Below are 22,808 nucleotides of genomic sequence, written 5' to 3' on the forward strand. Positions count from 1 at the left end.
CCCCGTATCACGCCGGCAGGCTTACCGTGAACTTCGCGCCACGCTCGCCGCCACTTGCAAATGCGATCTGTCCTCGATGCGCTTCGATGATACTACGGCTAAGCGCGAGCCCAAGTCCGGATCCCGTTGCCTTGGTCGTTACAAAGGGCTCGAAGATTCGCGGGGCCACGGACTCATCGACGCCGGGGCCGTTGTCGGTGATCTGGATTCTGATCTCGTCCGATGCGCAGGTTGCACTGACCCTGATAACTCGCTCGGTCACTACAACATCCTGCATCGCGTCGATCGCATTCTTGATCAGGTTGAGCAAGACCTGCTGTATCTGGATTCGATCGACCTTTGCTTCGGGCAGATCAGGGTCGACGTCGAGCTCGATGCGCACGTCGTTTGCACGAAGGTCGTGCTTGGCAAATTCGACGGTATCGGCAAGCAGCGCCGACAGATTCGTGGCCTCGGTTTTCGTCGCACGGCGCTGTGCCAGGCCGCGAAGACGCGTAACGATTTCGCCGGCGCGCAGTGCCTGGCTTGATATATGTCCCAGAACTTCGCGCACCTGAGCTGGATCGGGCTGACCCGACTGGCAGATTCGGATCGCTGCCTGGGCATAGGTTGCGATTGCAGAAAGAGGCTGATTGAGTTCATGGGCAATACCGGCCGAGATCTCGCCGGTGGTCGCCAGGTGCGACATGCTGGCCATTCGCTCGCGCGCCTGGTGATACTCGCGCTCCGCTGCACGTCGCGCGGTTTCGTCTTCCGCCGAACACAGCAGCGCCTGTACAGAACCGCTTGCGTCGCGCAATGGCACGCAACGATGGTGCAGGAAGCGCCGCACTCCATCGGCTGCATCTACTCGGATGTCGCCGCGCACCTCGTCGTCGCAGACGGATGCAAAAGCCGCGCGCACCTGTTCGCGCATGCCCTCGCGATCCTCGATGCAGAGGAATTCGAACCAGTTCTTGCCAACGAGTTCGCGCACGTCCGTGCCGAGTATGGTTGCACCATGCCGATTGATCTGCTGGATATTGCCACTCGCATCGAACACGGCGATCATGACCAGAGCGACATCCAGGTAAAGCCTGGCGCGATCACGCTCCGCTTGCAGCGCTCGCGTATTCTCGACTTGCAGCGAGATGTCGTGCAGGATTCCGACATACCGTGGCCGATCCGCGCCGCCGATTTCGCCAACTGACAGGTGAGCCGGGAATTCGCTGCCATCCCTGCGCTTGGCCAGCACCTCGCGGCCTGTGCCAATGATGTGGCCAACCCGCGATTGCTGGTATCGCGAAATATAGCCATTGTGATTTCTCGCGTCGGATTCGCTCATGAGCAGGCTGACGTTACACCCGACCGCTTCATCGCGTGTGTATCCGAACATCCGCTCGGCGCCCCGGTTGAACCGCTGAATACGCCCTGTTGCATCGATGACCAATATTGCATCGACCGTTGCATCGAGCAGAGCGGACAGCATTCCATCGGATGGATCACCTGCTGCTTTCAATTGATCCATTTGACACTCGTGCGCACAAACATAACAGCATGTTGCACAACTTGCTTATGGCAAAGCCCCGACGCGCCTAGGTAGTTTCCGCAATCCACTTTCACTGCGTGGAGCGTAACACTTGTTCGCCTGGAATCGGCTGACGGGCGGAATTTTTTGCCAAGCATTCTGGTACTGGTTGAACGAGGTCCGGACAGCGCGATCGTTCTGCGCCGCGCGCTCACGCTGGCGCGCTACCTGCAAGCCGATGTCATCGCCACGCTGGCCGGTGAGTCGAGTGAGGGAGAGCACGCGGATGCCTACTATCTGGACATCCTGATCAAGAGTTTCGGCCCGACCGGCGAGCGGGTCAGAACCGTGGTTCGGCGCGCAAAGACCGACCGTCAGGACCTTCGGGCCCTTACCGAGGGCCACAACGTGCGTATGCTCATCGGCGGGGCAGTGTCTCCCAACTATTTTGCAGCATCACCCGAGCCTCGTTCGCTGGCCATCATGCTGGCGAGGCCGCTGCTGGTGACGGCCGGCAGCACCTGGGCGCCAGTTCCGCGGGTTGTCGTCATCCGCGAGACTGAAGGGTCACAAAGCACGCCAGGTGCTCGTCGCTGGGCACGTGAACTCGCACAGGCCTGTAACGCGAGCGTCGTGGAATGGGCCGGGATCGATTCGTGCCGACTCGCGGCCGATCGACCGGACATCGTGTTGCTCAGCACCGGAAGTACCACGCCGCTGCCACCGCACTCGCGCTCGCATCAGCCCGACTGGATGTGGGTGCCGGTGGGAGATTGAACCCTCGCCGCAATTTGAGCGGCCGATCCCGGGTCAAATGATCATGCGAATTTCTCGGGGGCTCGCGCCGTTGGCGGCGGGTTTCGCTCTGCTTCACATGGCGGCCGCTGCAGCACAGCAGGCGGGTCTGCATGTGACTGTCATCGACCAGCACCTGCCGCAGTCCGGCGAAGCACCGGGCTACGAGGTACGGGTCGACAATGCGGCCATCGGTCTGCATATGCGACAACGGCTGGCAGGCGGGCGCCAGGCCCGTTTTGAGCCGTTACCCACTACGGGCCGTTACCGAGTGTCGGCATGGGCCCTTGACGAGGCCGGCGGTTCGGTCGCGCTCGATGACCTGCAGTTGCGCAGCGGCGAAGTCAGGGCCGTGCAGCTGCTCCTGCGTCCGGCCCCGCTTGAGGAAGTACAGGTTTCTGCGCGTCGCGCGGGCGCACTCGCCAACCGTCTTAACGCAGAGGTCGCGGCGTCCCTTGATTCGACAGCACTTGCCGCCTTGCCCATAGCGGGCAGGGATGCGCTCACCAGTCTTGTGCGAATGCCGAATGTCGCCTGGTCAACGGGCTTCTTTCCGGAAGCGCCGCCGGTGTCCATTAATGGCGCAAACGGATTATACATTAACTATCTTTTAGATAGTATTGATAATAATGAGAATTTTCTTGGCGGCCAAAAATTTCCGGTCCCCTTGGGAGTGGTCCAGCAAGCAACCGTGCTTGCCAACAATTTCTCGAGCGAATTCGGACGATCGGCAAACGGCATCGTGAACTTCACGACGCGCGGTGGAACCAACGAACGTCAACGTGAAGTCTACGGCCAGTTCCGGCCGGGGCGCCCCATTGATTCGCCATCGCGATTTCGCCAGCGCGACTTGTCAGGTAATGCCGTCAGCGATGATTTTTCGCGCGAGCAATACGGCGTAACCGTCAGCGGCCCTATGCGCAAGGATTGGACTCACTACCTGCTCAATCTCGAGTACACGGATGAGTCAAATGCCTATCTTCTCGATTCGCCCATACTCGGCCTGTTACGCAGCATTCCCGGAAGGAACCGCTATGCGCTTGGATCGCTGCGACTGGATCAGCGGGTTTCCGCATTATGGGCTGCGACCCTGCGCGCCCATCTGGGGCGCATCGCGCTCGAACGACCCGGCGGCGGATTGGGAGGTGGCAACGTAACCTTTCCGTCGGCCGGGTCCGCTCAGGATCGTGATTCGAGTTTGCTGGCTCTCACCATGGGGCGCCGCGGGTCGCGATATGACTATGAATTGGTCGCGCAATTCTCCCGATTTGATTGGAACTATGCCCGACCGTCCCAGGCAGGACCGCAATTCGTGCTGCGAGATGAAAGCGGCTTGCCGATTGCAGTCCTCGGCAATCCCGGGTTCGTCTTCGACAGTCGCGAAAAGAGCGCGCAGTTCGGCCACAAGCTCTCGTGGCAAAGCGGTAACCATCGCCTCAAACTGGGTGCGGAATTCCTGCAACACGAGTTCTCCCTGGCCGGCGGCGGCAACCCGAACGGGAATTTCACACTCGACCTGACCGCGGACGAAGTCGCGCTGCTCGGGAACACGTCCGGCACATCGCTCCCCACGATTGCCGAAATCGTGGCATTCGATCCACTGGTCGCGAACTACGCTGTCGAGCTGAGGCCCGCGCGTTTCGGCGTTCCACAAAGACTTTGGGCCGCCTATGCAGAGGACGAGTGGCATCCGGACGAGCGCTGGACCGTCACTGCCGGAGTGCGCTGGGACAAGGATTCTTTGAGTGGCGCGGGTTCCGGGCGCGAAGACAAGGACAATTTTGCGCCGCGCCTTGCCGTCAACTTTCGGCCCGACCAGCTCAATGTAATGCGCGCCGGGATCGGAATCTTCTATGACAAACTGACCTACGCCGTCATCTCCGACGCTTTACAAAGAAACTCCGACAGTGTCGGTTTGCGCTCACAATTGCAGCAACTGATCGCGCTTGGCGCGTTACCCGCGGATACGACAATCGATCGCGTCCTGTTCCCGGGCAATCTGACCGTGAATCCCGCTTGTCTTCGGATCACGGAATGTCCATCCGGCAGCGAGGTGGCACTGCTACGCGAGCAGTTCGCAAGCAATGAAATTCGTATCAAGAATCCTTCCGGCTATGAAAATCCCTACAGCGTGCAAATCATGCTCGGTTGGCAACGCGAACTTGCCAACGAATTGCTGTTCTCCGTAGATGCGTTGTTCAATCGCTCATTGCATCTTGTGCGCCTTCGCGATCTGAATGCGCCGGCGCCTTTCGCCGCGAACCTGGCAGCGCTGACGCCACAGATCGTCGCGCAGCTGCAGTCCCTGCCGGACAATGCCGCGCGACTCACCCTGGCGCACGAGCTCGGCCTGGTGCGAACCCCTGCGGAGGCGGACGCAAGCCGCCCGGTCGCCATTGTGCCGGGCGGGGCGCGGCAAATCACCGTTTCCGAAACAGCCGGCACGTCGACCTACCGCGCCTTGACGCTGCGTTTGACTCGCCCGTTACAACCAGGCGCAGTGGGCATCGATCTCGCATATACGCTGTCGAAACTCGAGAACGACACCGATGACATCAATTTCCGCGCGGCCGATGCCAACGATTTCACCGCCGACTACGGACCTTCCGCCAATGATCGCCGCCATGCGCTCTCCCTGGTCGGCACCATCTCCCCTCGCGCGGGCTGGGAGGTGACAGTAGCCGCGCTTCTGCAGTCGGGCCAACCGATCAATTTCGTTCCCGACGGGCGAATTTTCGGAACGCAGGACCTCAATGGCGACGGCATGTCATTCGGTGAGAATTATCTCGGTAATTCGGATCGTTACCCGGGAACGGGGCGCAACAGCGGTCGGCTTCCCTGGTCCAGCAACATCGACGTCGGCCTTCGCTACAATCGCGCGCTGGGAAAGGGGAGTGCGCGTTTGAGTGTCGATATATTCAATCTGCTCGACAGCAACAACTGGTCGGGTTTTGCAAATGCTGCGACAACGTCCAATCAGATCCAGTTCGGCGGCGGCGTGCAACCTGTGCAGCGCAATGCCGGAGCGCGGCGACAGTTTCAGATCGCGCTGGATTATTCATTCTGATGACAGCGTGGCTTGGACATTTGCAGGGAGTACTCGGAATTGCCGCAATAGTCGGTTTGTGCTGGGCTGTCAGCGAAAATCGGCGCGGCATGCCGAGCTGGCGCTGGCTGGGCACCGCACTCCTGATACAGCTGGTGGTGGCGGTCACCTTGTTGCGTATTCCCGCGATGTTCGAAGTGCTTCGTTTTGGCAACACAGCCGTCGATGCGCTCGCGCGCGCCAGCCGTGCAGGATCTGCCTACATGTTCGGCTACCTTGGCGGCGCTGATTTGCCGTTCGATCTTCGCGACGGCGGCGGCCGCCCGGTCATCATCGCGTTCGAGATCCTGCCGCTGGTCATCGTGACATCTGCGCTCGCCGCGTTGCTCTGGCATTGGGGCATACTTCGCGCCATCGTTCGGGTTCTGTCATACGCCATGCAACGCAGCATGCAAATCGGTGGCGCGGTCGGCCTGAATGCCGGCGCGAACCTTTTCCTCGGAGTCATAGAGGCACCGTTGGTCGTTCGCGCCTATCTCGAGCGCATGACGCGCTCGGAACTGTTCATGGTCATGACGCTTGGCATGAGCACGGTATCAGGCGTGGTTCTCGTGCTCTATAGCCAGACGCTGGCACAAGTCGTCGACAATGCGTTCGCGCACATACTGACAGCCTCGTTGATATCCATGCCCGCGGCGGTATTGCTGGCACGCGTCATGGTTCCGGGCTCCAGCCCCACGGGGGCTGACCGACCGGCAGATGAACTGCGTTACGAGAGCAGTATCGATGCGCTGGTGCGCGGCACCGGCGATGGCCTGAAACTGTTCCTGATGGTCATCGCCATGTTGATCGTCATTTTTGCCTGCGTTTCGCTATGTGACCAGTTGCTCGAACAGCTGCCCAACCTTGGCCATACCGCGTTGACTCTCAAGCGCGTGTTTGGCTGGTTGTTTGCGCCGCTCATGTGGGCCATCGGCATCGACTGGCAGGACGCAGCGATGGCGGGATCATTGATGGGGACGAAGGCTGTGCTGAACGAATACGTGGCCTACCTGGAACTGGCCGCTGCAGGGCAGGGCGCAATGACGCCGCGCTCGACATTGATCTGTACGTATGCACTATGCGGATTCGCGAACTTCGCAAGCATCGGCCTGTTGATTTCCGCAATCGTTACACTCGCACCATCGCGACGACGAGACGCAGTTCAGCTCGGGATGCGCTCGTGGCTGGCAGGCAACCTGGCGAGCGCAATGACCGGCGCAATGGTGGGAATGGTTCTCGCCTGATCATGTTCGACAGGAGTCTGCAACGCGGCCTTCAGCCACTTCTGGATTCAATCGCGGCGAGACTGCAGCAAGCCGGGCTGCGCGCCAATTGGCTGACGACGATCGGCCTCGCCGCCGCGGTGACCGGCGGAGTCTGTATTGCATCGCGCGCCTATGGGCTCGGACTGTGCGCCATCGCGATCAGCCGACTGGCGGACGGCCTTGATGGACCGCTTGCCCGGCTTTCACGCCCGACCCGCTTCGGCGCGTATTTCGACAGCGTCGCAGACTTTGCCTTCTATGCAGCCGTGCCACTTGGGTTCGCCCATGCCGCTGCCGAAAATGCCCGGGCGGCGGCAACCTTGCTCGCCGCCATCGTCCTGTCGTCGAGTAGTTTCCTGGCCTACGCAGCGGTATGCAACACGGCACCGCTAACCGAACCCCACAGTCACGGGAAGGGATTCGCATACAGCCAGGGTCTTGCAGAAGGTGGCGAAACGATTGCGGTTTACGCAGCGATGTGCCTCTGGCCGGGCCAGTTTGGCCCGCTCGCCTACGCGTTCGCGGCGATATGTGTCCTGACCGCTATCCAGCGACTTGTCGCTGCGCGCCAGGCGTGGTGACCCCCGCAAGCTGGTTCAGAACACTCTCCAGAGGTTGCGGCGCACCGCAACCGTAGCCTTGACCATATACGACACCCAGCTTGCCCAGGTACTCTGCAGTTTCCTGGTCCTCGATATGTTCGGCCACGGTCACCAGATTGAGTTGCCGGGCTATATGCAGGACGGCGCGCACCATCGACTCGGAACCCGAATCGCGCAAGACATCACGCACGAACGCGCCATCGATTTTCAGACACTCCACCTTCAATTCCTTGAGATAGGCGAGGGAGGACAGACCGGTACCGAAGTCATCGAGTGCGAAGTTGCAGTCGAGTTCCCCGAGCCGCTCAATGAATCGTTTAGCGGCGTCCAGATTGCCAATCGCTGCGGTTTCCGTCACTTCGAAGACCAGATTCGCACCCGACAGGCCCGAGGATCGCAATGCAGAGCGGACCCAGTCGGCGAATTCGGGGTCTGCAAGTGACGGTCCCGACAGATTGATGGCAAACCGCGCGCCGGTCTCGTCGAGCTGCGAGGCATAGGGGGCGAGCTCCTTGAGCGAGTGACTTACCACCCAACGATCGATTTGCGGCAGCAATTGATATCGGGTCGCGGCTGACATGAATGACTCTGGCGCCAAAATATTGCCCGATTTGTCCCGCATTCGAACCAGCAGCTCGAAGTTCGTTGGACGCGTGGGATCCCACAGGGGAACGATCGGCTGGGCGAAAAGGACGAAACGCTCATCGGACAGCGCATCGATGATTTCGCGAAATACAGCGACATCTTCGTGCCGGCGCATCAGGCTGAGATCGGCTGCCTCGAATACCTCGACGCGATTTCGACCTCTGTCCTTGCCTGCTTTACAGGCCGTCTCCGCAGCCGCTATCGCGTGCTCGAGCCGCGTATCGCCAGTGGCCACCGCAACGCCCAGCGTAACCGTCAGGGGCAATCTTGCCGGCTCGCCCACGCTCACATTCCGGGCGATTTGCTCGCGTAGATTTTCCGCCCAGGTTCGGGCCTGATTCAAAGTGGCACCGTTCAGTACGGCGAGAAATCGATCCCCCGTCAGACGATAGACGCCGCCGCCAGCCGAACCCATGGGCACAGTGCGCCAGATTTCGCCGATGCGGCGCAGACAATCGTCTCCCTGGGAAAAACCATACAGCTCGTTGATTACATGCAACTGGTCCACGTCACCGTAAACGATCGCCGCATTCGCTTCACCCAGTTTCGTGAGTGTCTGGATCCGCTCCTCCAGTGCACGGCGGCTCTGGACACCGGTCAGCCGGTCAATGTTGGCGGTAACGAGTTCATTGAGGCGCGGCACCAGACGCTCGAGGACTCGCGCATCGTCATTGGTGAAGGATCTGCGGCGACTACTGTTGTAGACGGCTACAACGCCCAGGCATTCGTTCTCGGCCATCAGTGGAACGCAGAGAATCCGAAATGGCAAAAGTGCCTTCGACCCTTCCTCACGAATCTTGTTGACCACAAGCGTCTGCGCCCGCTTTTGGACCGCCCTCAGGAGGTATCCGGTCGTAAGCTCGCGCAACTGTTCGCCTGTTTGCTCCGCGCCGTCCTTGCGTCCATGCACACGCGTCAAATGACATCCCGGCACATGCAGCACGATCCAGTCGGCATCGAGACGTTTCTCGATTGCGGCTAGTGTGTCGCCGATCAGATCGGACTCCGACTTGCCACCGGCTCGCAATTGGGTCACGTCGAGCAACCAGTTGAGCTCGACGGTTTCGTTGAGGTTGAATCGACCGGATTCGATGGCCGCGCGTTGGGAAATGTCCCGACCAACCAGCACGAGCAATGCGCGCAACAACTTGTCGACTGCTTCGAGCGTACTGAGACCACCCTGGCTCGATCGGCACAGAAGGCATGTCACGCCGACCAGCCTGCCGCGATCGTCGGTCACTCGCAGGAAATAGGCGAGTAGATCGCCGATCTCGGCTGATCGCCCGATACCATCGACGGTTTCGGTATCGCTGTTGCCGCCTCCTGCCGCAATCATTTCGCTAACGATGGCCGCAACTTCCGGCAAAATCGTCCCATCACTGCTGTACAAAAGACTGTCGGCAGTGTCGATGAATGCTATCCACGTCGCGCGCGGAACCAGCGCCTTTATCATCTGGGCGCATGGCGCGAAATCGAATTCCTGAGCATCCTGGCTCATGAGTGCCGGCGGTCCCCAGTGCGTATTGATGGCCAATGCACGAAGGGTCAAAAATGCCGCATTGCACGCGATGGGGAGATGTCCCAATTCACAGCAATATCCCTCGACCTGTGAACTGGCGCACAGGTCGATCTATTGTCCGATTGGACCAGCTACTCGCGGGAGACCGGGAGTACCAGGGCGCCGCGCAGTACGACGTCGATTCGGCGATTCCTGCCGCGACCTTCTGCTGAGTCGTTGCTGGCGATGGGCTGGGTCTCGCCGTAGCCCTGGGCGGTCACCTTGTCGGGATCGAGTCCGGGCGTATTCGCCAGCAAGTACTCTCGCACGGATAGCGCCCGCTGCGCAGAAAGCTCCAGATTCGCTTCATCGCTACCGAACGAATCCGTATGGCCCTCGATGAGCACCTCGCCTGGCGAAAACAGCGTAAGGACATCGCGCACCTTGCCAAGCAAGGTATAAGCGCTCGTCTCGACCGTCGAGCGGCCGCTCGGAAAGGTCAGTCCAACCAGCCGCAAAAGCAGATCGTTGCCCTGCTGGTAAACCAGCGCTTCTTCCGGCGGGAACATGAGCTCGGTTTGTCGCAATCGGTCACGCAGCCGCTCCTGTTGCGCCCTGCGCGCCGACTCACGACCGAGCTTGGTTTCGAGATCGCCCAATTCCGCTTCGAGATTCGCAATCTGCGTGTTGCGCTCGCCCAGCAATTGCGAATCCTTCTGCAATCTGGTGACCGCCTCGATTATTTGTTGCGCAAGCACCGTGGATTCGACATCGCTGGTCGGGCTGAGATCCAGCTGCGCGGCCACATCGCGTAACGGCTTTTCCGACTGCAACAGCAGTGTTTCCAGTTCTGCCGCGCCGTCGCGGACCGGGCCGATCCGTGCCGCCAGTGACAACGCGTGCGCAGCCTCAGCGCGGGCTTCCCGCGCCAGGCTGCGCGGTTCATCGACATCGTAACGATTGCGCTCGAGGGCGGAATCGGCCTCCGTCAGCAGCGCTTCGGCATGGGCCAGTGTCCTCGGAGCGTAACGAGCGACACGCTCATTTCGGGCCCTTTGTATGAGTTGCCGCGCTTCGTCGAGATATTGGGTCTTGATTGCACCAAGCTCGGCGGCACGGTAGGCGGTACTTGCCTGCACGCCACGCGATCGTGCTCCATTGAGATCGCCACTCTCAAGGCGTTGCGCCGCGGAGCTGAACAGCCTTTGTGCCTCTTGCCATCCATCCGGTGCAAATTTCGGTGCCTCGGACTTGAGCGCATCGGCTCGCGCACGCATGGTATCTGCCAGCGAGACCGCCGCAATCTTGGCGGCATCGCGCGCGGCTGACCACGACGTGGTGGCACGTGCCAAATCGGCCTTGATTCGATCGATGTTGCCCTTGTCGGCCAGTCGCTGCTCAGCACGCTCGTAGTAACGGCTGGCTTCCGAATAGTTCTGCGGCGCAAGGAGCGCCGCTTGCTCGTTATCTGCTGACTGGCGCGCGGCATCTGCGTCGGCAAACAGAGTTGCGCGCAGTTCCTGCGACCAGGCAAGCGAGGCCAGCAACATGCTGACCAGCAGGAAGATGGATCGGCGCATGTAAATTCCGGTGTCCTCGGCTATTGACACCGGCATATTAGCTCAATTTGAAGCTAGGTAACCGCTGGTGTGGCCATGATCCGCAGACCGCGGCTGCCGCGAGCAACCGGCGAACGGAACGAGCGCGGCTTGACGACCAGGGCATCGCAAGGCAGCGCATCAAGCGTTCGCTCCGCCGTATTGCCAATGAACAAGCGCTTGATAGCCGATCGCGACACCGCACCCATTACGACGAGACCGGCCCTTTGCTTGCGAGCAATCGTTACGATCGCCGCACTTGGTTCCGCCGAGATGACGTGACGTCTGTCGCGAGCGATCGGCCGCTTGCCAATTAATTTGTCGAGCTCAGCGCGTGTGCTTCGGAGCCGTTCCTCGGGACTCGAATCGGGGAGCGCATACGCTTCCATGTAGCCGAATGACGGGTAGACCGGGGGCGCAGGGCATGCCGTAACCGCGTGAAGCTTCGCGCGCAACATTTCCGCGTAGTCTGATGCTGTATTCAGGATTGCGGTATCGAGTGCCGCAGGCTTGGCGTGCGCGTGCGTAGGATCAACGGCGGCGACAACCACTTTGCCGTCGTAGCCGCCTTCTGTCTTGGCGATCAAGACCGGGCAGGGCGCCAATCTCAACAGCTCCCAATCATTGAAACTCAACAGCCAGCGCGCATGCCGCGCGCCCGCGTGCCGATCTGCGATGATCAGTGAAGCGCCCCATTTGCGAGCCTGCCGGACGATGGCCTCGGCGGGCGGGTAATCCCATTCGGCAGCAACGGATATCCTCACGCCACTCGATCCGGGTCGGCTCGCAAGCTTTTCGAGCGCAGCGCGACTGCGCTTCAGTTCCCGCGACTCCAGGGTGCGCAAACTGTCACCGCGCGCAGTAAGTGCATCGAGATAGATGGGTGCCGACAGGCTATGGAACAACTGCACCTGGCCGCCGGCGGCACGCGCGAGCGCCAGCGCTTTGCGCAGGGCCGGCAACTTCCGATCAAACGGGTCCTTGACCGCTACAAGTATTTTCTTGGGGCTTGGCATTGCGCGCTCCCGGTGGTCGCTGGATCTCATGGTAAAGATGACTTATCGCTGCGCGAATGCCAATCCGGATCGCTACGTGATCGGTAGGGGTACTTACTTAAGTAACACCACGGTCCAGCATTAATTTAACTTAATATACATTATGCGCAGTTGACCAGCTGCCACCGTGAGGCTCGCCGGCGCCGATTTGTGTCGTTTCCTTCACGACGCAGTATTCGCATCCGCAAGCCACGCCTCGAGGAATGCCAGCCCCGGCTTCTTGCGCTCTACGTCGATGACCACCGGTTGCTGTCGTGAGTCGTAAATCTCGATATGGGGCGTGCCATAGAAACGATAGAAGTCGTGGATATCTTCCTGCCTGTCCTGCCAGGCGGACATCTCTTCGCTGCTGGAAAATCCAATTTGACCACTGAAGGTCTTGACCTGCCGTACTACGACATCCCGGCGTCGGTCCAGGAACGCGGGAAGCTGCCCCTCGAGCCAACGGCATGTCGAACAATGCTCCGAATAGATCTCCACGACCGTATAGACGCCAGGTTCGGCCAGATCCGACAAAGGTTTCTGCGCGTCGAACAGTACGCCTATATCGAAGCGTTCGATGGCCGCAGTACTGCGCAATTTTGCCTCAGGGAGCACCCGGTATGGCACGCGCGAACGGCCGTCATCGCCATCCCTGACGACAAAGAAGTAGATCGCGACGGCGACCACCGCGACAAAAGCAATTTTTCTCATGGCCCATGGTAGCTCGAGAGCGCGATACGATCTGTGACCAAAACCCCGCCCAGAACGCTCAGTACTGGCGGTCGACATCAACCACAGAAAGCAATCGGGCGCCGGCGACGTAACGCCTAACGTTTTCCGCAATCACAGCGAATTGCGCCTCTTCGCCGAGATCAGACTGAGCCGCGACATGGGGCGTCAGTATCACATTGGGCGCCAGCCACAACGGATGATCCTTGGGCAGCGGCTCCGGTTCGGTGACATCGAGGGCCGCGCCTGCAATCTGCCTGGCCTCAAGGGCGTGCACCAGATCGTCGGTGACTACCAGCCCTCCGCGCGATACATTCACCAGGTACGCCGATGGTTTCATGCGCGCAAACATCTGCGCATCGAACATGCCGCGTGTCGTCGAGGTCAGCGGCGCCGTGACCACAACCGCGTCTGCGGACGCGGCAAGATTGGCAAGTTCGTCCGGTTTGCCGAGGTAGCTCACGAACGGCGGCGCCGGCGCATTACTCGCGCGCGTCGCAATCACACGCATGCCGAGCGCATCGGCGCGACGCGCAACCTGTTCGCCGATGCCCCCAAGCCCGACGACCAGCAAGGTCTTGCCTTGCAATGTACGCATGGTCGCGCCCTCGCCCATTACCGCCCACTCACCATGCATCTGCTGCCGGAACGAATCTGGCAGATTGCGGCTCAATGCGAGCAGCATGGCTATTGCGTGCTCGGCGATCACGGCTCCGGCGATAGCGCGCATATTGCTCAGCAGAAGTTTTCCGTCGCGGATCTGCGGTTTGTCGACGCAGGCCTCGACACCCGCATAGATACTCTGCAACCAGCGCAGGTTCCGGCCCGCGGCCAGCAATGGTTCGCTGCAGATCACGCGCGTACGGCCGATGGCGGCATCGGCGCCGGCCGACCGCGCCACCATCTCCGCCGCGTCACCCGCACTGATCACCGTAACCCCGGGCGCCGCAGACTTCACCGCATCGACCAGACCCGGCACGCCCGCATCCACCAGAATGCGTTGCGGCCGACGCCAACGGACCCATGCAGCAACCGGCGTCGCCGACTCGCGCAAGCGATATTTTTCTATCAGCGCTTCCGCACCGGCGTCAGCGGCGCGCACCGGCATCTGCCAGGCCGCGCCAAATGCCGCGGCTAACACCGTGGCGAGTGCAAAACTCTTGGTACCGTCCCTCCGCACCTGCCGAGCATAACAAGCCAGGACCCGCGCCGAGCAGCATTCGTTATAATCGCCGCCGAATCGATCTCGACCTACCCGTGCCCTCGCCCCGATAAGGACACCGTCATGAACAAGAGTTCACTTGCCTTGAAGGCTGCTGCGATTGCGATTGCCGGCACGCTCGCTGCGCCGATGACCTGGTCCGGCCCGCGCGACCTGCAGGCCATCCGCACGACCATTGCCGCGCAACACGACGAAGGCGTGAAACGGCTGCAGGAATGGATCGCCCTGCCCTCAATCGCTGCCGAGGATCGCGGATTCCCGGACGGTCCCGAATACATGGCCCAGATGCTCAAGGATGCCGGCTTCCAGCAGGTGAGCATCGTGAGCACCGACGGCAAACCGGGTGTGTTCGCAACCCTTGACGCCGGTGCCCCCAAGACCGTTGGCCTCTACTTCATGTACGACGTCAAGCAGTTCGATCCAGCCGAATGGAGCTCGCCGCCGCTCGAAGCGCGACTGGTCGACAAGCCCGGCCTCGGCAAGGTCGTGATGGGTCGCGGCGCAGTCAATCAGAAAGGGCCCGAAGCCGCATTCATCGCCGCACTGCATGCCATCCGCGCAGCCGGCAGGAAAATGCCCGTGAACCTGGTCCTGATCGCCGAAGGCGAGGAGGAAATCGGTTCGCCCCACATTGGCCAGATCGTGCACCGGCCTGAGGTTGAGGCAGCGCTCGCGGGCACGATAGGCGTATTCATGCCAGGAGCATCCCAGGATCTCGACGGCACGGTCACGGTAAGCCTTGGCGCCAAGGGCGTGATTGAAGTGCAGCTGGTCGCGAGTGGCGAAAAGTGGGGTCTTGGACCGGGCAAGGACGTGCATTCATCGCTCAAGGCAATGATCGACAGTCCGAGCTGGCACTTGATTCACGCCCTCGACTCGCTCGTCTCCGCCGACGGCAATACCATAACCATCGACGACTATCCGGCGCCTCGCGCCGTAACCGCGGCCGAGAAAGAGATGATTGCCGCTGCCGCCAAGCGACGCAATGAAGCGCAGATGAAGCAGCAGTTCAGCACGAGTGTCTGGATCGACGATCTGCCTTTCGAACAGGCGCTCGAACGACTGGTCTCACAACCGACCGTCAACATCGAAGGTCTGGTGGGTGGTTATACCGGGCCCGGCGGCAAGACGGTTTTGCCACACAAGGCGGAGGCGAAACTCGACCTGCGGCTCGTGCCCGACATGACGGCCAAAGGCGCACTGGCCGCATTGCGGGCGCACCTTGAAAAGCACGGATTCGGTGACATCGAGGTCACGATGTCCGGCGGCTACGACCCCACGAGCACCCCACTCGATGCGCGCCTCATTCAGGCGCAGATTGCCGTCCTCAAGCGCAACAAGATCGATCCGCTCATCTGGCCGCGCAACGCGGGCTCATACCCGGGCTACGTATTCACCAATCCGCCACTCAACCTCGCATCCGGACATTTCGGCCTGGGCCACGGCAGCGGCGCGCACGCACCGGATGAATACTTCGTGATCGACTCGGTAAATCCCAACGTGCAGGGTTGGGAAGGCGCCGTATTGTCCTACGTGGAGTACCTCTACGAGCTGGCGAAATAATCCTTGATGGTGGATGACGCCCTGCGTCATCCACCCAAGGCACGCTTGAACAGCGCCAGCATCCGTTGCCAGGCGCGCTCGGCAGCCGCTTCATCGTAAACACGGGAGTCCGGCGGGCACCAGCCATGCAAGGTGCCCGCGTACACCTCGATCTCCGCCTCGAGGTGGGCGGCATCGAACGCGTCGCGCAACAGAGTCTTGGCATTCGGGTCACGTTGGTCGTCGTTTGCCGCGATAGCGATCAGGAATTGCGCGCGCATGCGCGGTATCAGCCGGTGGGGGCTATCAGCGGCCTGGGTCGCGAGTCCACCGCCATGAAACGTCGCGCCCGCGCCAATTCGATCGGCACGGGCAGCCGCTGTGCGCATGACCAGTGGCCCGCCCATGCAGTAGCCAGTGGTTGCCATCTTGCGCTTGCCGTCGACAGCGGGTTGTTGATCGAGCCAGTCGACAAAGGCCTTGGCATCGATTGCGGCTGACTCGGCCGTGAGGGATTTCGCCATCGACATGAGCGCCTGGCGGGTCGCCGCATCATCAAAGTCCGCCCCGGGCTCGGAAGTCGGCGCGCGCTGTAGCCGATAGAACGGATTGACCACCAGCACGCTATAGCCAGCGCCAGCAAGGCGGCGTGCCATCTGCCGAAACGCCGGTCGCAGGCCAAAGATGTCCGGCCAGATCAACACCGCGGGATGAAGGCCGAGCGCTGGATGCACGAAATAGGCATCGGCCGAACCGGATGGGGTTGGTATCGTGACTTCCTGTTCATCGAGCGTGCCATCGTGCGTCTTCGCAGCAGCCAGCCCCGAAAGGCCAGCGCCGATGGTCAGGGCTCCGAATTCGCGACGCGTGATTGCGTTCGATGCACGGTCATATCGACTCATGTCGGCAAAGGAATCTTCATCGCACACGTGAGGTCTCCAATTTTTTGCTAGCGGTCGCATGCCGCCCGGCCTGCCAATCCTCCGCCTTGAGCGTTCGCAACGCAAACTCGAGGGGTGCCTGCTCGAGCTCCGTAGCCAGGGTATCGTTCCAGCGATTGAGAAAACCGAACAGCGCAATCATTCCCACGATCTCCATGACCGCGCGCTCCGAAAAGTGCTCACGCAGCGCGGCGAAGTGTTCGTCGGTCGCTGCGCTCGGTTGCTGACCCGCAGCGACGGCCAGCTCGAGCGCGGCGCGCTCGGCCGCGGAAAACAGGTCGCTGGTCCGAAACTGCCACACCGCAGCGATCTTCTCGGCGCTCGCCTGGTCTTTGCGTACTGCGCCGTGGGCGGTATGAGCCTGGCAATAGCGGCAACCCGCCGCGCCGCTCACCACGGTTGCAACCATGCGCTTCAGCTCACCGCTGACGGCGCCCGGGCTGTACAGGACACGAACCAGGCCCTGAACCGCAAAATACAATGCCGGCCAGCGGGCGAGCGTCAGAGCATCGTTCGGCACGAAACCCATCAGACTCTCGGCTTCCTGCAAGGCACTCCGTAAATCCTGCGGCAATTCGCCGATATCCATGGGTTCGATTCGGGCCATGCCATTCTCCCTGGAGACTTACATATTGAGACCACTTCGCGATTACGCTGCCAGCGCCGCGGCTGCAGGAGGATGGTAGCAACAATGTTCGAATTTGCACTATCCTGCCCGCGAGCGTGGGCCACGGATACCAACGACGATGAGTGATTTTTCTCCGAGCGATCGCGAAACCGAGCTGTCTGAAAGGACACGCAAATTCATCAGGGACAAGGTGATTCCGTTCGAGAACGATCCGCGCAATGGTCCGCGTGGTCCGTCGGATGAACTACTGCGCCAACTGCGCGACGAAGCACGGCGCGCCGGCTTGTTCGCTCCGCAGGTGTCCAGCCGTTGGGGCGGCCTCGGATTGACCCATAGCGAAAGTGCTGCAGTTTTTCGCGCCAGTGGTTACTCGCTGCTTGGACCACTGGCGATGAACTGCATGGCGCCCGACGAAGGCAACATGTTCCTGCTCGAGAGGGTGGCCACGCCGGAGCAACAGGAGCGCTTCCTGCGCCCGGTCGCCGCCGGTTCGTGTCGCTCCACGTTTTTCATGACCGAACCGCATCCCGGTGCCGGTGCGGATCCCGACCAGTTGCAGACGACGGCCGCGCGCGACGGCCATGACTGGATCATCAATGGACGCAAGTGGTTCATCACGGGCGCCGGTGATGCTCGCGTCGCGATCATCATGGCGCGCACCGACGCCGGAGCCACCCTGTTCCTGACCGAAATGGACAGCCAGGGCATCACGGTCGAGCGGCTCATCGAGACGATAGGCGATACCATGCCGGGCGGCCATGGCGTCGTCCAACTCGACAATCTGCGCATTCCCAGTGACCAGGTTCTCGGCGAAGTCAACCAGGGATTCCGTTACGCGCAATTGCGGCTCGCTCCGGCGCGACTGACGCATTGCATGCGCTGGTGGGGCGCCGCGCAGCGGGCGCACGATATCGCAACCGATTATGCCAATGTGCGCCGCGCTTTCGGCAAGACGCTGATTGAACATGAAGGCGTAGGGTTCTCTCTCGCACGCAATCAGATCGATCTGCTGCAGTGTCGCCTCATGATCGACTATGTCGCCTGGCTGCTCGACAAAGGGCAACGCGCCGGCGCGGAGTCATCCATGGCGAAATTCTCATGTGCCGAAACTCTCTTTACTGTGGTCGACCGTTGCGTCCAGATCCTTGGCGGTCAAGGCGTGTCGCATGAAACCGTCGTTGCACAGATCTTCCAGGGCATCCGTGGGTTTCGAATCTACGACGGTCCATCGGAAGTGCACCTGTGGGCTCTGGCCAGGCGACTCGCGCGCGATCACAGCAGGCGCGCAACCATTCAGGAATAGCCGGCCACCTGCAACGCGCGCATCCGCACGGTATCGGTCAGTCGATCACGCTCCGCCACCGCCGTGAGCATTGAAGTGCAGTCATCGGCCGACACGGCGCCGCTGTAGTAATAGCCCTGGGCGAAGTCGCAGCCCAGCGCGGCGAGCCGCATGGCGTGCTGGGCAGTCTCCACACCCTCTGCGATAGTCTCCAGTTTGAGGTTGCGGGCCATGCTCACGATGGCACTGACAATTGCTGCGTCGTTGGCATCGACGGCCATATCACGCACGAACGAGCGATCTATCTTGAGATGGTCGATGGGCAGGTGCTTGAGGTAACTGAGGCTCGAATAGCCGGTACCAAAGTCGTCTATTGAAATCTCGAATCCCGCCTCGCGCAATCCCTGCAGGATGTCGACCTGGCGTTCGATATCTCGCATGACCACACTTTCGGTGATCTCGAGCTGCAGCTGCCGCGGCGCAATACCATGACGGTCGATGATGCGACAAACGCGTTCGCGGAAGTCGCGGCCGGTCAGCTGTTGGGCCGAGACGTTGATCGCGACCTGCACCCGGGGTAGGTCCATGCCATTCCATACCGCCAGCTGCGTCGCGACGCTCTCGATGATCGCATCGCCCAACTCGATGATCAGCCCGGCATCCTCGGCGACACGGATGAACTGCGTCGGCGGCACTTGCCCGATTTTCGGGTGGCGCCAACGTGCCAGTGCCTCCAGTGCCACGACACGCTCGTTGCGCAGGTCGACGATCGGCTGAAAATGTGCGCTGATGGCGCCCTGTGACAATGCCTCGCGCAGCGCCGCTTCGAGAGCCATGCGCTCGGACACTCTCGCGCTCATCTCAGGCGCGAAGAACCTGTAGCTGTTCTTGCCGCCCTCCTTGGCCTGATATAGCGCAATGTCGGCGCGCCGCATCAACTCGCCCATATCCTGGCCATCCTGAGGCGATACGCTGATTCCGATGCTTGCGCTGGTTTCGAACACCCGTCCCTCCACGTTGAGGGAATCGCGCAGTACAGCGACCAGACGCGCCGCAAATCGCTCGACGGTGGCATGGTCCCGGCAGAACTTGACGACCACGAACTCATCGCCGCTGATCCGCGCAACGAGGTCCGAGTCCCGTACGGCCCCTTTGAGTCGCTCGGCGACGCGTCGCAGGAACGCATCCCCGGTCTCGTGACCGCAGGAATCGTTGATGTTCTTGAAATTGTCGATATCGATGTAGCAGACGGCGAGCTCACGACCAGCCTGGGTGGCCTCTTCCAGCAATTCCGGTAGCCGTGAATTCAGGAACAGACGATTCGGCAAATGCGTTAGCGGATCGTGATTCGCCAGGTGCTCAAGTTTGCGTTGCCGTTCGAGTATCTGTTTCTCCGCGTGCTTGCGCCCGGAGACGTCACGCAGGAGCAAGCAGGCCAACGTCCCGGATGGACCGTTCACACTGCTCACGGCTGCTTCCGTGTGGTACGGGCTGCGGTCGCTTCGAAACAGGTCGACTTCATGCACATGGGTGGTATCCGCCCGTGCCGCGACAATAGCATCCCACAATGACGGAATGGACTCGTCACTTACCAGATGGCCAAGATCTGCGCCGCGCAGTTCGCTCGCCTTGCGACCGAGCTGCGTACAGGCCGCCGGATTGCAGTCGACGATACGCAATGTCGCCGGATCGACCAACAACACACCGTCGATCATCTGCTGCAACACCGCCGTTGCTGGCGACTCGAGCGCCGCCCTCAAAAGTGCGGCGGGTGGCGACGGCCGCGCAAGGCCAAGGGCCGCGATGGCCGCGAGCGCAGCCGCAAGCAGCCACCATGCCAGCAGTGGCCAGGTCGCCGCGACCGGCAGCGTCCCGATGGGCAAGAGTGCAATGACCCTCGTCCCCTGCCCCATCGTCACGGGCTGGCTTGCAATGTAGGGGCCTTGCGGCAGCAGCCGGTACATCGTGGCCACACTCGCCGTTGTCGCCTCGCGCTCTTGTGCGACCAGCAAGTTGCTCCAGGCAGAGTCGATTGCTACCAGCTGCGGCTCGCTGCCGGACCAGCGCCACAACCCAATCCGGGTGGGCCGTTCCTGCAAGAACAACATACGCAGCTCCGCCGCCGATGCCGCTTGACCCTCGAGTGCTCGCTCGAAACCCCCTTTTGCGCTGCCACGCTGAGCGGCACTGACTGCGATCGCGTCGAGGAAGATTCTCTGGCGAGCGACGCTGGCCGCGGCGGACGTGCCCTGGGTCGCGTAATAAAGGTACAGTGCAGCGCCGGCAGCAGCACATAGCGCCAGGGTCATGGCAAAGCCACGCAGCGAATTCCACGCCAGCTTTTGGTTCAACATAAATGGCCGAAGGCCCCAGTGGCCGCAATGACTGGTATTTCGCCCGGGATCGGCCCTCAACATGCAAAATTGAAGGAACTTGATTAGGAACATGACGCTGTTCGCAGATCAGCAGCTGCTCGTGCAAGCTGGCCTTTTCAGCGGCTGGCTAGGATGTCTCCTGCTGCTGGAGCACTGGTTCGCCTGGCGCAATGCGCCCCTGCATCGCTGGCGCGTGCGTCTGCGCAATCTGCTGCTCGGCGGCAGCGGAGCCCTCCTTGGCGGCCTGCTCGCGCCGCTCGCGAGCGTCCAGGTTGCAGCCTGGACGAGTGCCCACCAGTTCGGCCTTGCGAACCTCGCGCATTTTCAGGGCTTGGGATCGTCGCTGGCCGGCTACCTGGCGCTCGATCTGGCCATCTACGCCCAACATCGCGCATCGCATCGCTGGCGCTGGTTCTGGCGCCTGCATGCCACTCATCACTCTGAGTCCCATTTGGACGCGACGACGGCGGTGCGCTTTCATCCCCTCGAGATCGGGGTCTCCCTCATCTGGAAGGCCGCCACGATCGCGATCATCGGGGTGCCCGTTGCGGCGGTGATCGCATTCGAGGTCGGACTCAGCATCGCGGTATTGTTCAATCACAGCAACCTTGCCTTGCCCGCTCGGCTCGCGCATGTACTCGGCTGGTTACTCGTAAGCCCCGACATGCATCGCGTGCACCATTCGGTGCAGCGCCACGAAGCCGACACGAACTTCGGATTCTGCCTACCGTGGTGGGATCACTTGTTCGGCACCTATAGCCGGTCGGCGGGAAACCAGGACCCGTCACTTCGCATCGGATTTCCCGGTGGCGACGGACCCGCAACCGGCTCGCTCACCGCCCTGCTGCTGCTACCGTTGCGAATACGCCGTCCCAACGACCGAGTCGCCTAGCCGCGCTCATGGTTTTAGAATCAATCAATTGGAGCTGATAATTTCTGTTAATTCGAGATAATCGGCCGTACAGCTCGTCGGTGGCTGCAACCAACGCAAATTTGACATTGTATTCGGTGCAAATGACGGTATATTTGATGCGTAGGTGGCTGATGGATCAGGGGTCTTTGGCCACCAGAAAGTCGAGAATCAACCTTAACTCCCGGTTGTAACTCGATTCGGTAGACAACTACAAATAGAACGAGGCGGCCATGTCCTCTACGCAAGAACGCTTTCGCCGTGCGACATTGATACTGGCGCGTTCCGGTTCGATCAAGAACCGGTTGCAGCAGGCCTACGCAACGCAGCTGGAAGATCTCGAACCCGACGAAGTGCCGAGTGTCATACGCGAAGATCTCGAAGCGCTGCACCGGGATCTGCGGCGCGCGCGGCCGCTGCCAGGCGAGGACGCCGTCCGTGCAACGATACGAAAACTCTCCGAGTCAGAGGCCGACGAACTGGCCGCGACCGTGGTCGGCATGTATGGCCGGGTTTCGGAAATTCAGGCCGTGCTTCGTTTCGACAACCAGCTACCGCGCGCGCACGTACAACTGGTAGCCGCCGAAGCCTGAGGAAGGCCAAGGTAGCTTCTAGTCCAGTTTGAATTCCACCGTATCCCAGCGCCCCGTTTGTTCGTGACGCGCCTGCCGGCGCAGCGCGTCCACAAGCGCTCGCTCATCCCAGGAAATGACCTCAGTCGCCAGCTCGCGCAGCGTTTTGACCGGCTCTGCCGGTGCGCCGAAGTTTGGCAGCAGAACCACCGGAATTTTGCTGGCATTGGCAAATAGGAGCTGAAACTCGCTCAAATCACGTTGACTGGCGTAGAGCGAGTTGAGTGCAATGACAACCTCGGCGTGGCGAATCTGATTGCGCAGCGCCTCCTTGAACGCTTCCTTGTCACCGACCGGCTTTCCCTCCGTGCTCGAAACATTTCTGTAGAAGAAATTTCGGGCACTTTCGAGGAACTCGAATACGCGCAAATAGTCATCGGAATTTTCCCAGACGTGCGTCACGAATACGCGAATTGGGTCCTGCTCAGACATGCCTGGACTCCGGGACAGTGCACTCCGGCAAGGGTAACAGGCTTCACGCCTCATTGACACGGCGATAAACTCCCCTTTGT

18 protein-coding genes are annotated in these 22,808 nt (G+C 61.0%); 8 read left to right on the forward strand and 10 right to left on the reverse strand.

Features of this window, described 5'->3' with window-relative positions:
• Window positions 1–7: 7 nt before the first annotated feature.
• Window positions 8–1,507: a PAS domain S-box protein gene (locus tag R3E77_09355; GenBank protein ID MEZ5499619.1), complete on the reverse strand. Its 1,500-nt coding sequence runs from the start codon at window positions 1,505–1,507 to the stop codon at window positions 8–10.
• A gap of 147 nt (window positions 1,508–1,654) precedes the next feature.
• On the opposite strand from R3E77_09355, the gene R3E77_09360 reads away from it, so the two are divergent.
• The 4 genes from R3E77_09360 to R3E77_09375 are packed head-to-tail and all read left to right on the forward strand — an operon-like array spanning window position 1,655 to window position 7,236.
• On the forward strand, window positions 1,655–2,284 hold the full coding sequence (locus tag R3E77_09360) for a hypothetical protein (protein ID MEZ5499620.1): 630 nt from the start codon (window positions 1,655–1,657) through the stop codon (window positions 2,282–2,284).
• 43 nt (window positions 2,285–2,327) lie between these two features.
• A complete protein-coding gene (locus R3E77_09365; GenBank protein ID MEZ5499621.1) occupies window positions 2,328–5,369 on the forward strand; it encodes a TonB-dependent receptor in 3,042 nt (1,013 codons plus the stop codon).
• Window positions 5,369–6,634 carry a nucleoside transporter C-terminal domain-containing protein gene (locus R3E77_09370; GenBank protein ID MEZ5499622.1) on the forward strand — a complete coding sequence of 422 codons (1,266 nt, stop codon included), beginning with the start codon at window positions 5,369–5,371 and terminating at the stop codon, window positions 6,632–6,634. Before R3E77_09365 ends, R3E77_09370 begins: the two co-directional genes overlap by 1 nt.
• A gap of 2 nt (window positions 6,635–6,636) precedes the next feature.
• On the forward strand, window positions 6,637–7,236 hold the full coding sequence (locus R3E77_09375; GenBank protein MEZ5499623.1) for a CDP-alcohol phosphatidyltransferase family protein: 600 nt from the start codon (window positions 6,637–6,639) through the stop codon (window positions 7,234–7,236).
• Here R3E77_09375 and R3E77_09380 read toward each other — a convergent pair.
• From R3E77_09380 to R3E77_09400, 5 genes are all read right to left on the reverse strand, one after another.
• Window positions 7,199–9,451, reverse strand: coding sequence for a GGDEF domain-containing protein (locus R3E77_09380; protein ID MEZ5499624.1), 2,253 nt, complete (start codon window positions 9,449–9,451; stop codon window positions 7,199–7,201). The two genes, R3E77_09375 and R3E77_09380, sit on opposite strands and share 38 nt — an antisense overlap.
• Before the next feature lie 101 nt (window positions 9,452–9,552).
• A complete protein-coding gene (locus tag R3E77_09385; GenBank protein MEZ5499625.1) occupies window positions 9,553–10,980 on the reverse strand; it encodes an OmpA family protein in 1,428 nt (475 codons plus the stop codon).
• A gap of 53 nt (window positions 10,981–11,033) precedes the next feature.
• Window positions 11,034–12,014 carry a universal stress protein gene (locus R3E77_09390; GenBank protein MEZ5499626.1) on the reverse strand — a complete coding sequence of 327 codons (981 nt, stop codon included), beginning with the start codon at window positions 12,012–12,014 and terminating at the stop codon, window positions 11,034–11,036.
• Between the two features lie 201 nt (window positions 12,015–12,215).
• Entirely contained in the window at window positions 12,216–12,746 is a 531-nt protein-coding gene (locus tag R3E77_09395; GenBank protein ID MEZ5499627.1) for a hypothetical protein, read from the reverse strand.
• A gap of 58 nt (window positions 12,747–12,804) precedes the next feature.
• Window positions 12,805–13,944, reverse strand: coding sequence for a D-2-hydroxyacid dehydrogenase (locus tag R3E77_09400; GenBank protein MEZ5499628.1), 1,140 nt, complete (start codon window positions 13,942–13,944; stop codon window positions 12,805–12,807).
• A 105-nt stretch (window positions 13,945–14,049) separates the two neighbouring features.
• On the opposite strand from R3E77_09400, the gene R3E77_09405 reads away from it, so the two are divergent.
• On the forward strand, window positions 14,050–15,549 hold the full coding sequence (locus tag R3E77_09405) for a M20/M25/M40 family metallo-hydrolase (protein MEZ5499629.1): 1,500 nt from the start codon (window positions 14,050–14,052) through the stop codon (window positions 15,547–15,549).
• A gap of 26 nt (window positions 15,550–15,575) precedes the next feature.
• Here the strand turns inward: R3E77_09405 and R3E77_09410 are convergent, their stop codons facing one another.
• A complete protein-coding gene (locus tag R3E77_09410; protein MEZ5499630.1) occupies window positions 15,576–16,430 on the reverse strand; it encodes a dienelactone hydrolase family protein in 855 nt (284 codons plus the stop codon).
• Between the two features lie 16 nt (window positions 16,431–16,446).
• On the reverse strand, window positions 16,447–17,076 hold the full coding sequence (locus tag R3E77_09415; GenBank protein ID MEZ5499631.1) for a carboxymuconolactone decarboxylase family protein: 630 nt from the start codon (window positions 17,074–17,076) through the stop codon (window positions 16,447–16,449).
• Window positions 17,077–17,215: 139 nt separating this feature from the next.
• Here R3E77_09415 and R3E77_09420 point away from each other — a divergent pair, with 139 nt between their 5' ends.
• Complete coding sequence (locus R3E77_09420) at window positions 17,216–18,400, forward strand: acyl-CoA dehydrogenase family protein (protein MEZ5499632.1); 1,185 nt, start codon at window positions 17,216–17,218, stop codon at window positions 18,398–18,400.
• On the opposite strand, the gene R3E77_09425 is transcribed toward R3E77_09420, so the two are convergent.
• Window positions 18,391–20,733, reverse strand: coding sequence for an EAL domain-containing protein (locus tag R3E77_09425; GenBank protein ID MEZ5499633.1), 2,343 nt, complete (start codon window positions 20,731–20,733; stop codon window positions 18,391–18,393). The two genes, R3E77_09420 and R3E77_09425, sit on opposite strands and share 10 nt — an antisense overlap.
• A gap of 91 nt (window positions 20,734–20,824) precedes the next feature.
• Here R3E77_09425 and R3E77_09430 point away from each other — a divergent pair, with 91 nt between their 5' ends.
• Window positions 20,825–21,646 (forward strand): sterol desaturase family protein, encoded by an 822-nt coding sequence (locus R3E77_09430; protein MEZ5499634.1) that lies wholly within the window; start codon window positions 20,825–20,827, stop codon window positions 21,644–21,646.
• Between the two features lie 251 nt (window positions 21,647–21,897).
• Window positions 21,898–22,257, forward strand: coding sequence for a hypothetical protein (locus R3E77_09435; GenBank protein MEZ5499635.1), 360 nt, complete (start codon window positions 21,898–21,900; stop codon window positions 22,255–22,257).
• Between the two features lie 18 nt (window positions 22,258–22,275).
• Here R3E77_09435 and R3E77_09440 read toward each other — a convergent pair whose 3' ends face one another.
• On the reverse strand, window positions 22,276–22,698 hold the full coding sequence (locus tag R3E77_09440) for a hypothetical protein (protein MEZ5499636.1): 423 nt from the start codon (window positions 22,696–22,698) through the stop codon (window positions 22,276–22,278).
• Window positions 22,699–22,808: the final 110 nt, after the last annotated feature.

The organism is Steroidobacteraceae bacterium, from assembly GCA_041395505.1.
Lineage (GTDB): Bacteria > Pseudomonadota > Gammaproteobacteria > Steroidobacterales > Steroidobacteraceae > JAWLAG01.

Coding starts and splice junctions, on each gene's coding strand:
- R3E77_09425 (MEZ5499633.1), bottom strand. CDS start 20,733: ATGTTGAACCAAAAGCTGGCGTGGAATTCGCTGCGTGGCTTTGCCATG.
- R3E77_09390 (MEZ5499626.1), bottom strand. CDS start 12,014: ATGCCAAGCCCCAAGAAAATACTTGTAGCGGTCAAGGACCCGTTTGAT.
- R3E77_09395 (MEZ5499627.1), bottom strand. CDS start 12,746: ATGAGAAAAATTGCTTTTGTCGCGGTGGTCGCCGTCGCGATCTACTTC.
- R3E77_09365 (MEZ5499621.1), top strand. CDS start 2,328: ATGCGAATTTCTCGGGGGCTCGCGCCGTTGGCGGCGGGTTTCGCTCTG.
- R3E77_09375 (MEZ5499623.1), top strand. CDS start 6,637: ATGTTCGACAGGAGTCTGCAACGCGGCCTTCAGCCACTTCTGGATTCA.
- R3E77_09415 (MEZ5499631.1), bottom strand. CDS start 17,076: ATGGCCCGAATCGAACCCATGGATATCGGCGAATTGCCGCAGGATTTA.
- R3E77_09430 (MEZ5499634.1), top strand. CDS start 20,825: ATGACGCTGTTCGCAGATCAGCAGCTGCTCGTGCAAGCTGGCCTTTTC.
- R3E77_09370 (MEZ5499622.1), top strand. CDS start 5,369: ATGACAGCGTGGCTTGGACATTTGCAGGGAGTACTCGGAATTGCCGCA.
- R3E77_09355 (MEZ5499619.1), bottom strand. CDS start 1,507: ATGGATCAATTGAAAGCAGCAGGTGATCCATCCGATGGAATGCTGTCC.
- R3E77_09385 (MEZ5499625.1), bottom strand. CDS start 10,980: ATGCGCCGATCCATCTTCCTGCTGGTCAGCATGTTGCTGGCCTCGCTT.
- R3E77_09405 (MEZ5499629.1), top strand. CDS start 14,050: ATGAACAAGAGTTCACTTGCCTTGAAGGCTGCTGCGATTGCGATTGCC.
- R3E77_09410 (MEZ5499630.1), bottom strand. CDS start 16,430: ATGAGTCGATATGACCGTGCATCGAACGCAATCACGCGTCGCGAATTC.
- R3E77_09420 (MEZ5499632.1), top strand. CDS start 17,216: ATGAGTGATTTTTCTCCGAGCGATCGCGAAACCGAGCTGTCTGAAAGG.
- R3E77_09435 (MEZ5499635.1), top strand. CDS start 21,898: ATGTCCTCTACGCAAGAACGCTTTCGCCGTGCGACATTGATACTGGCG.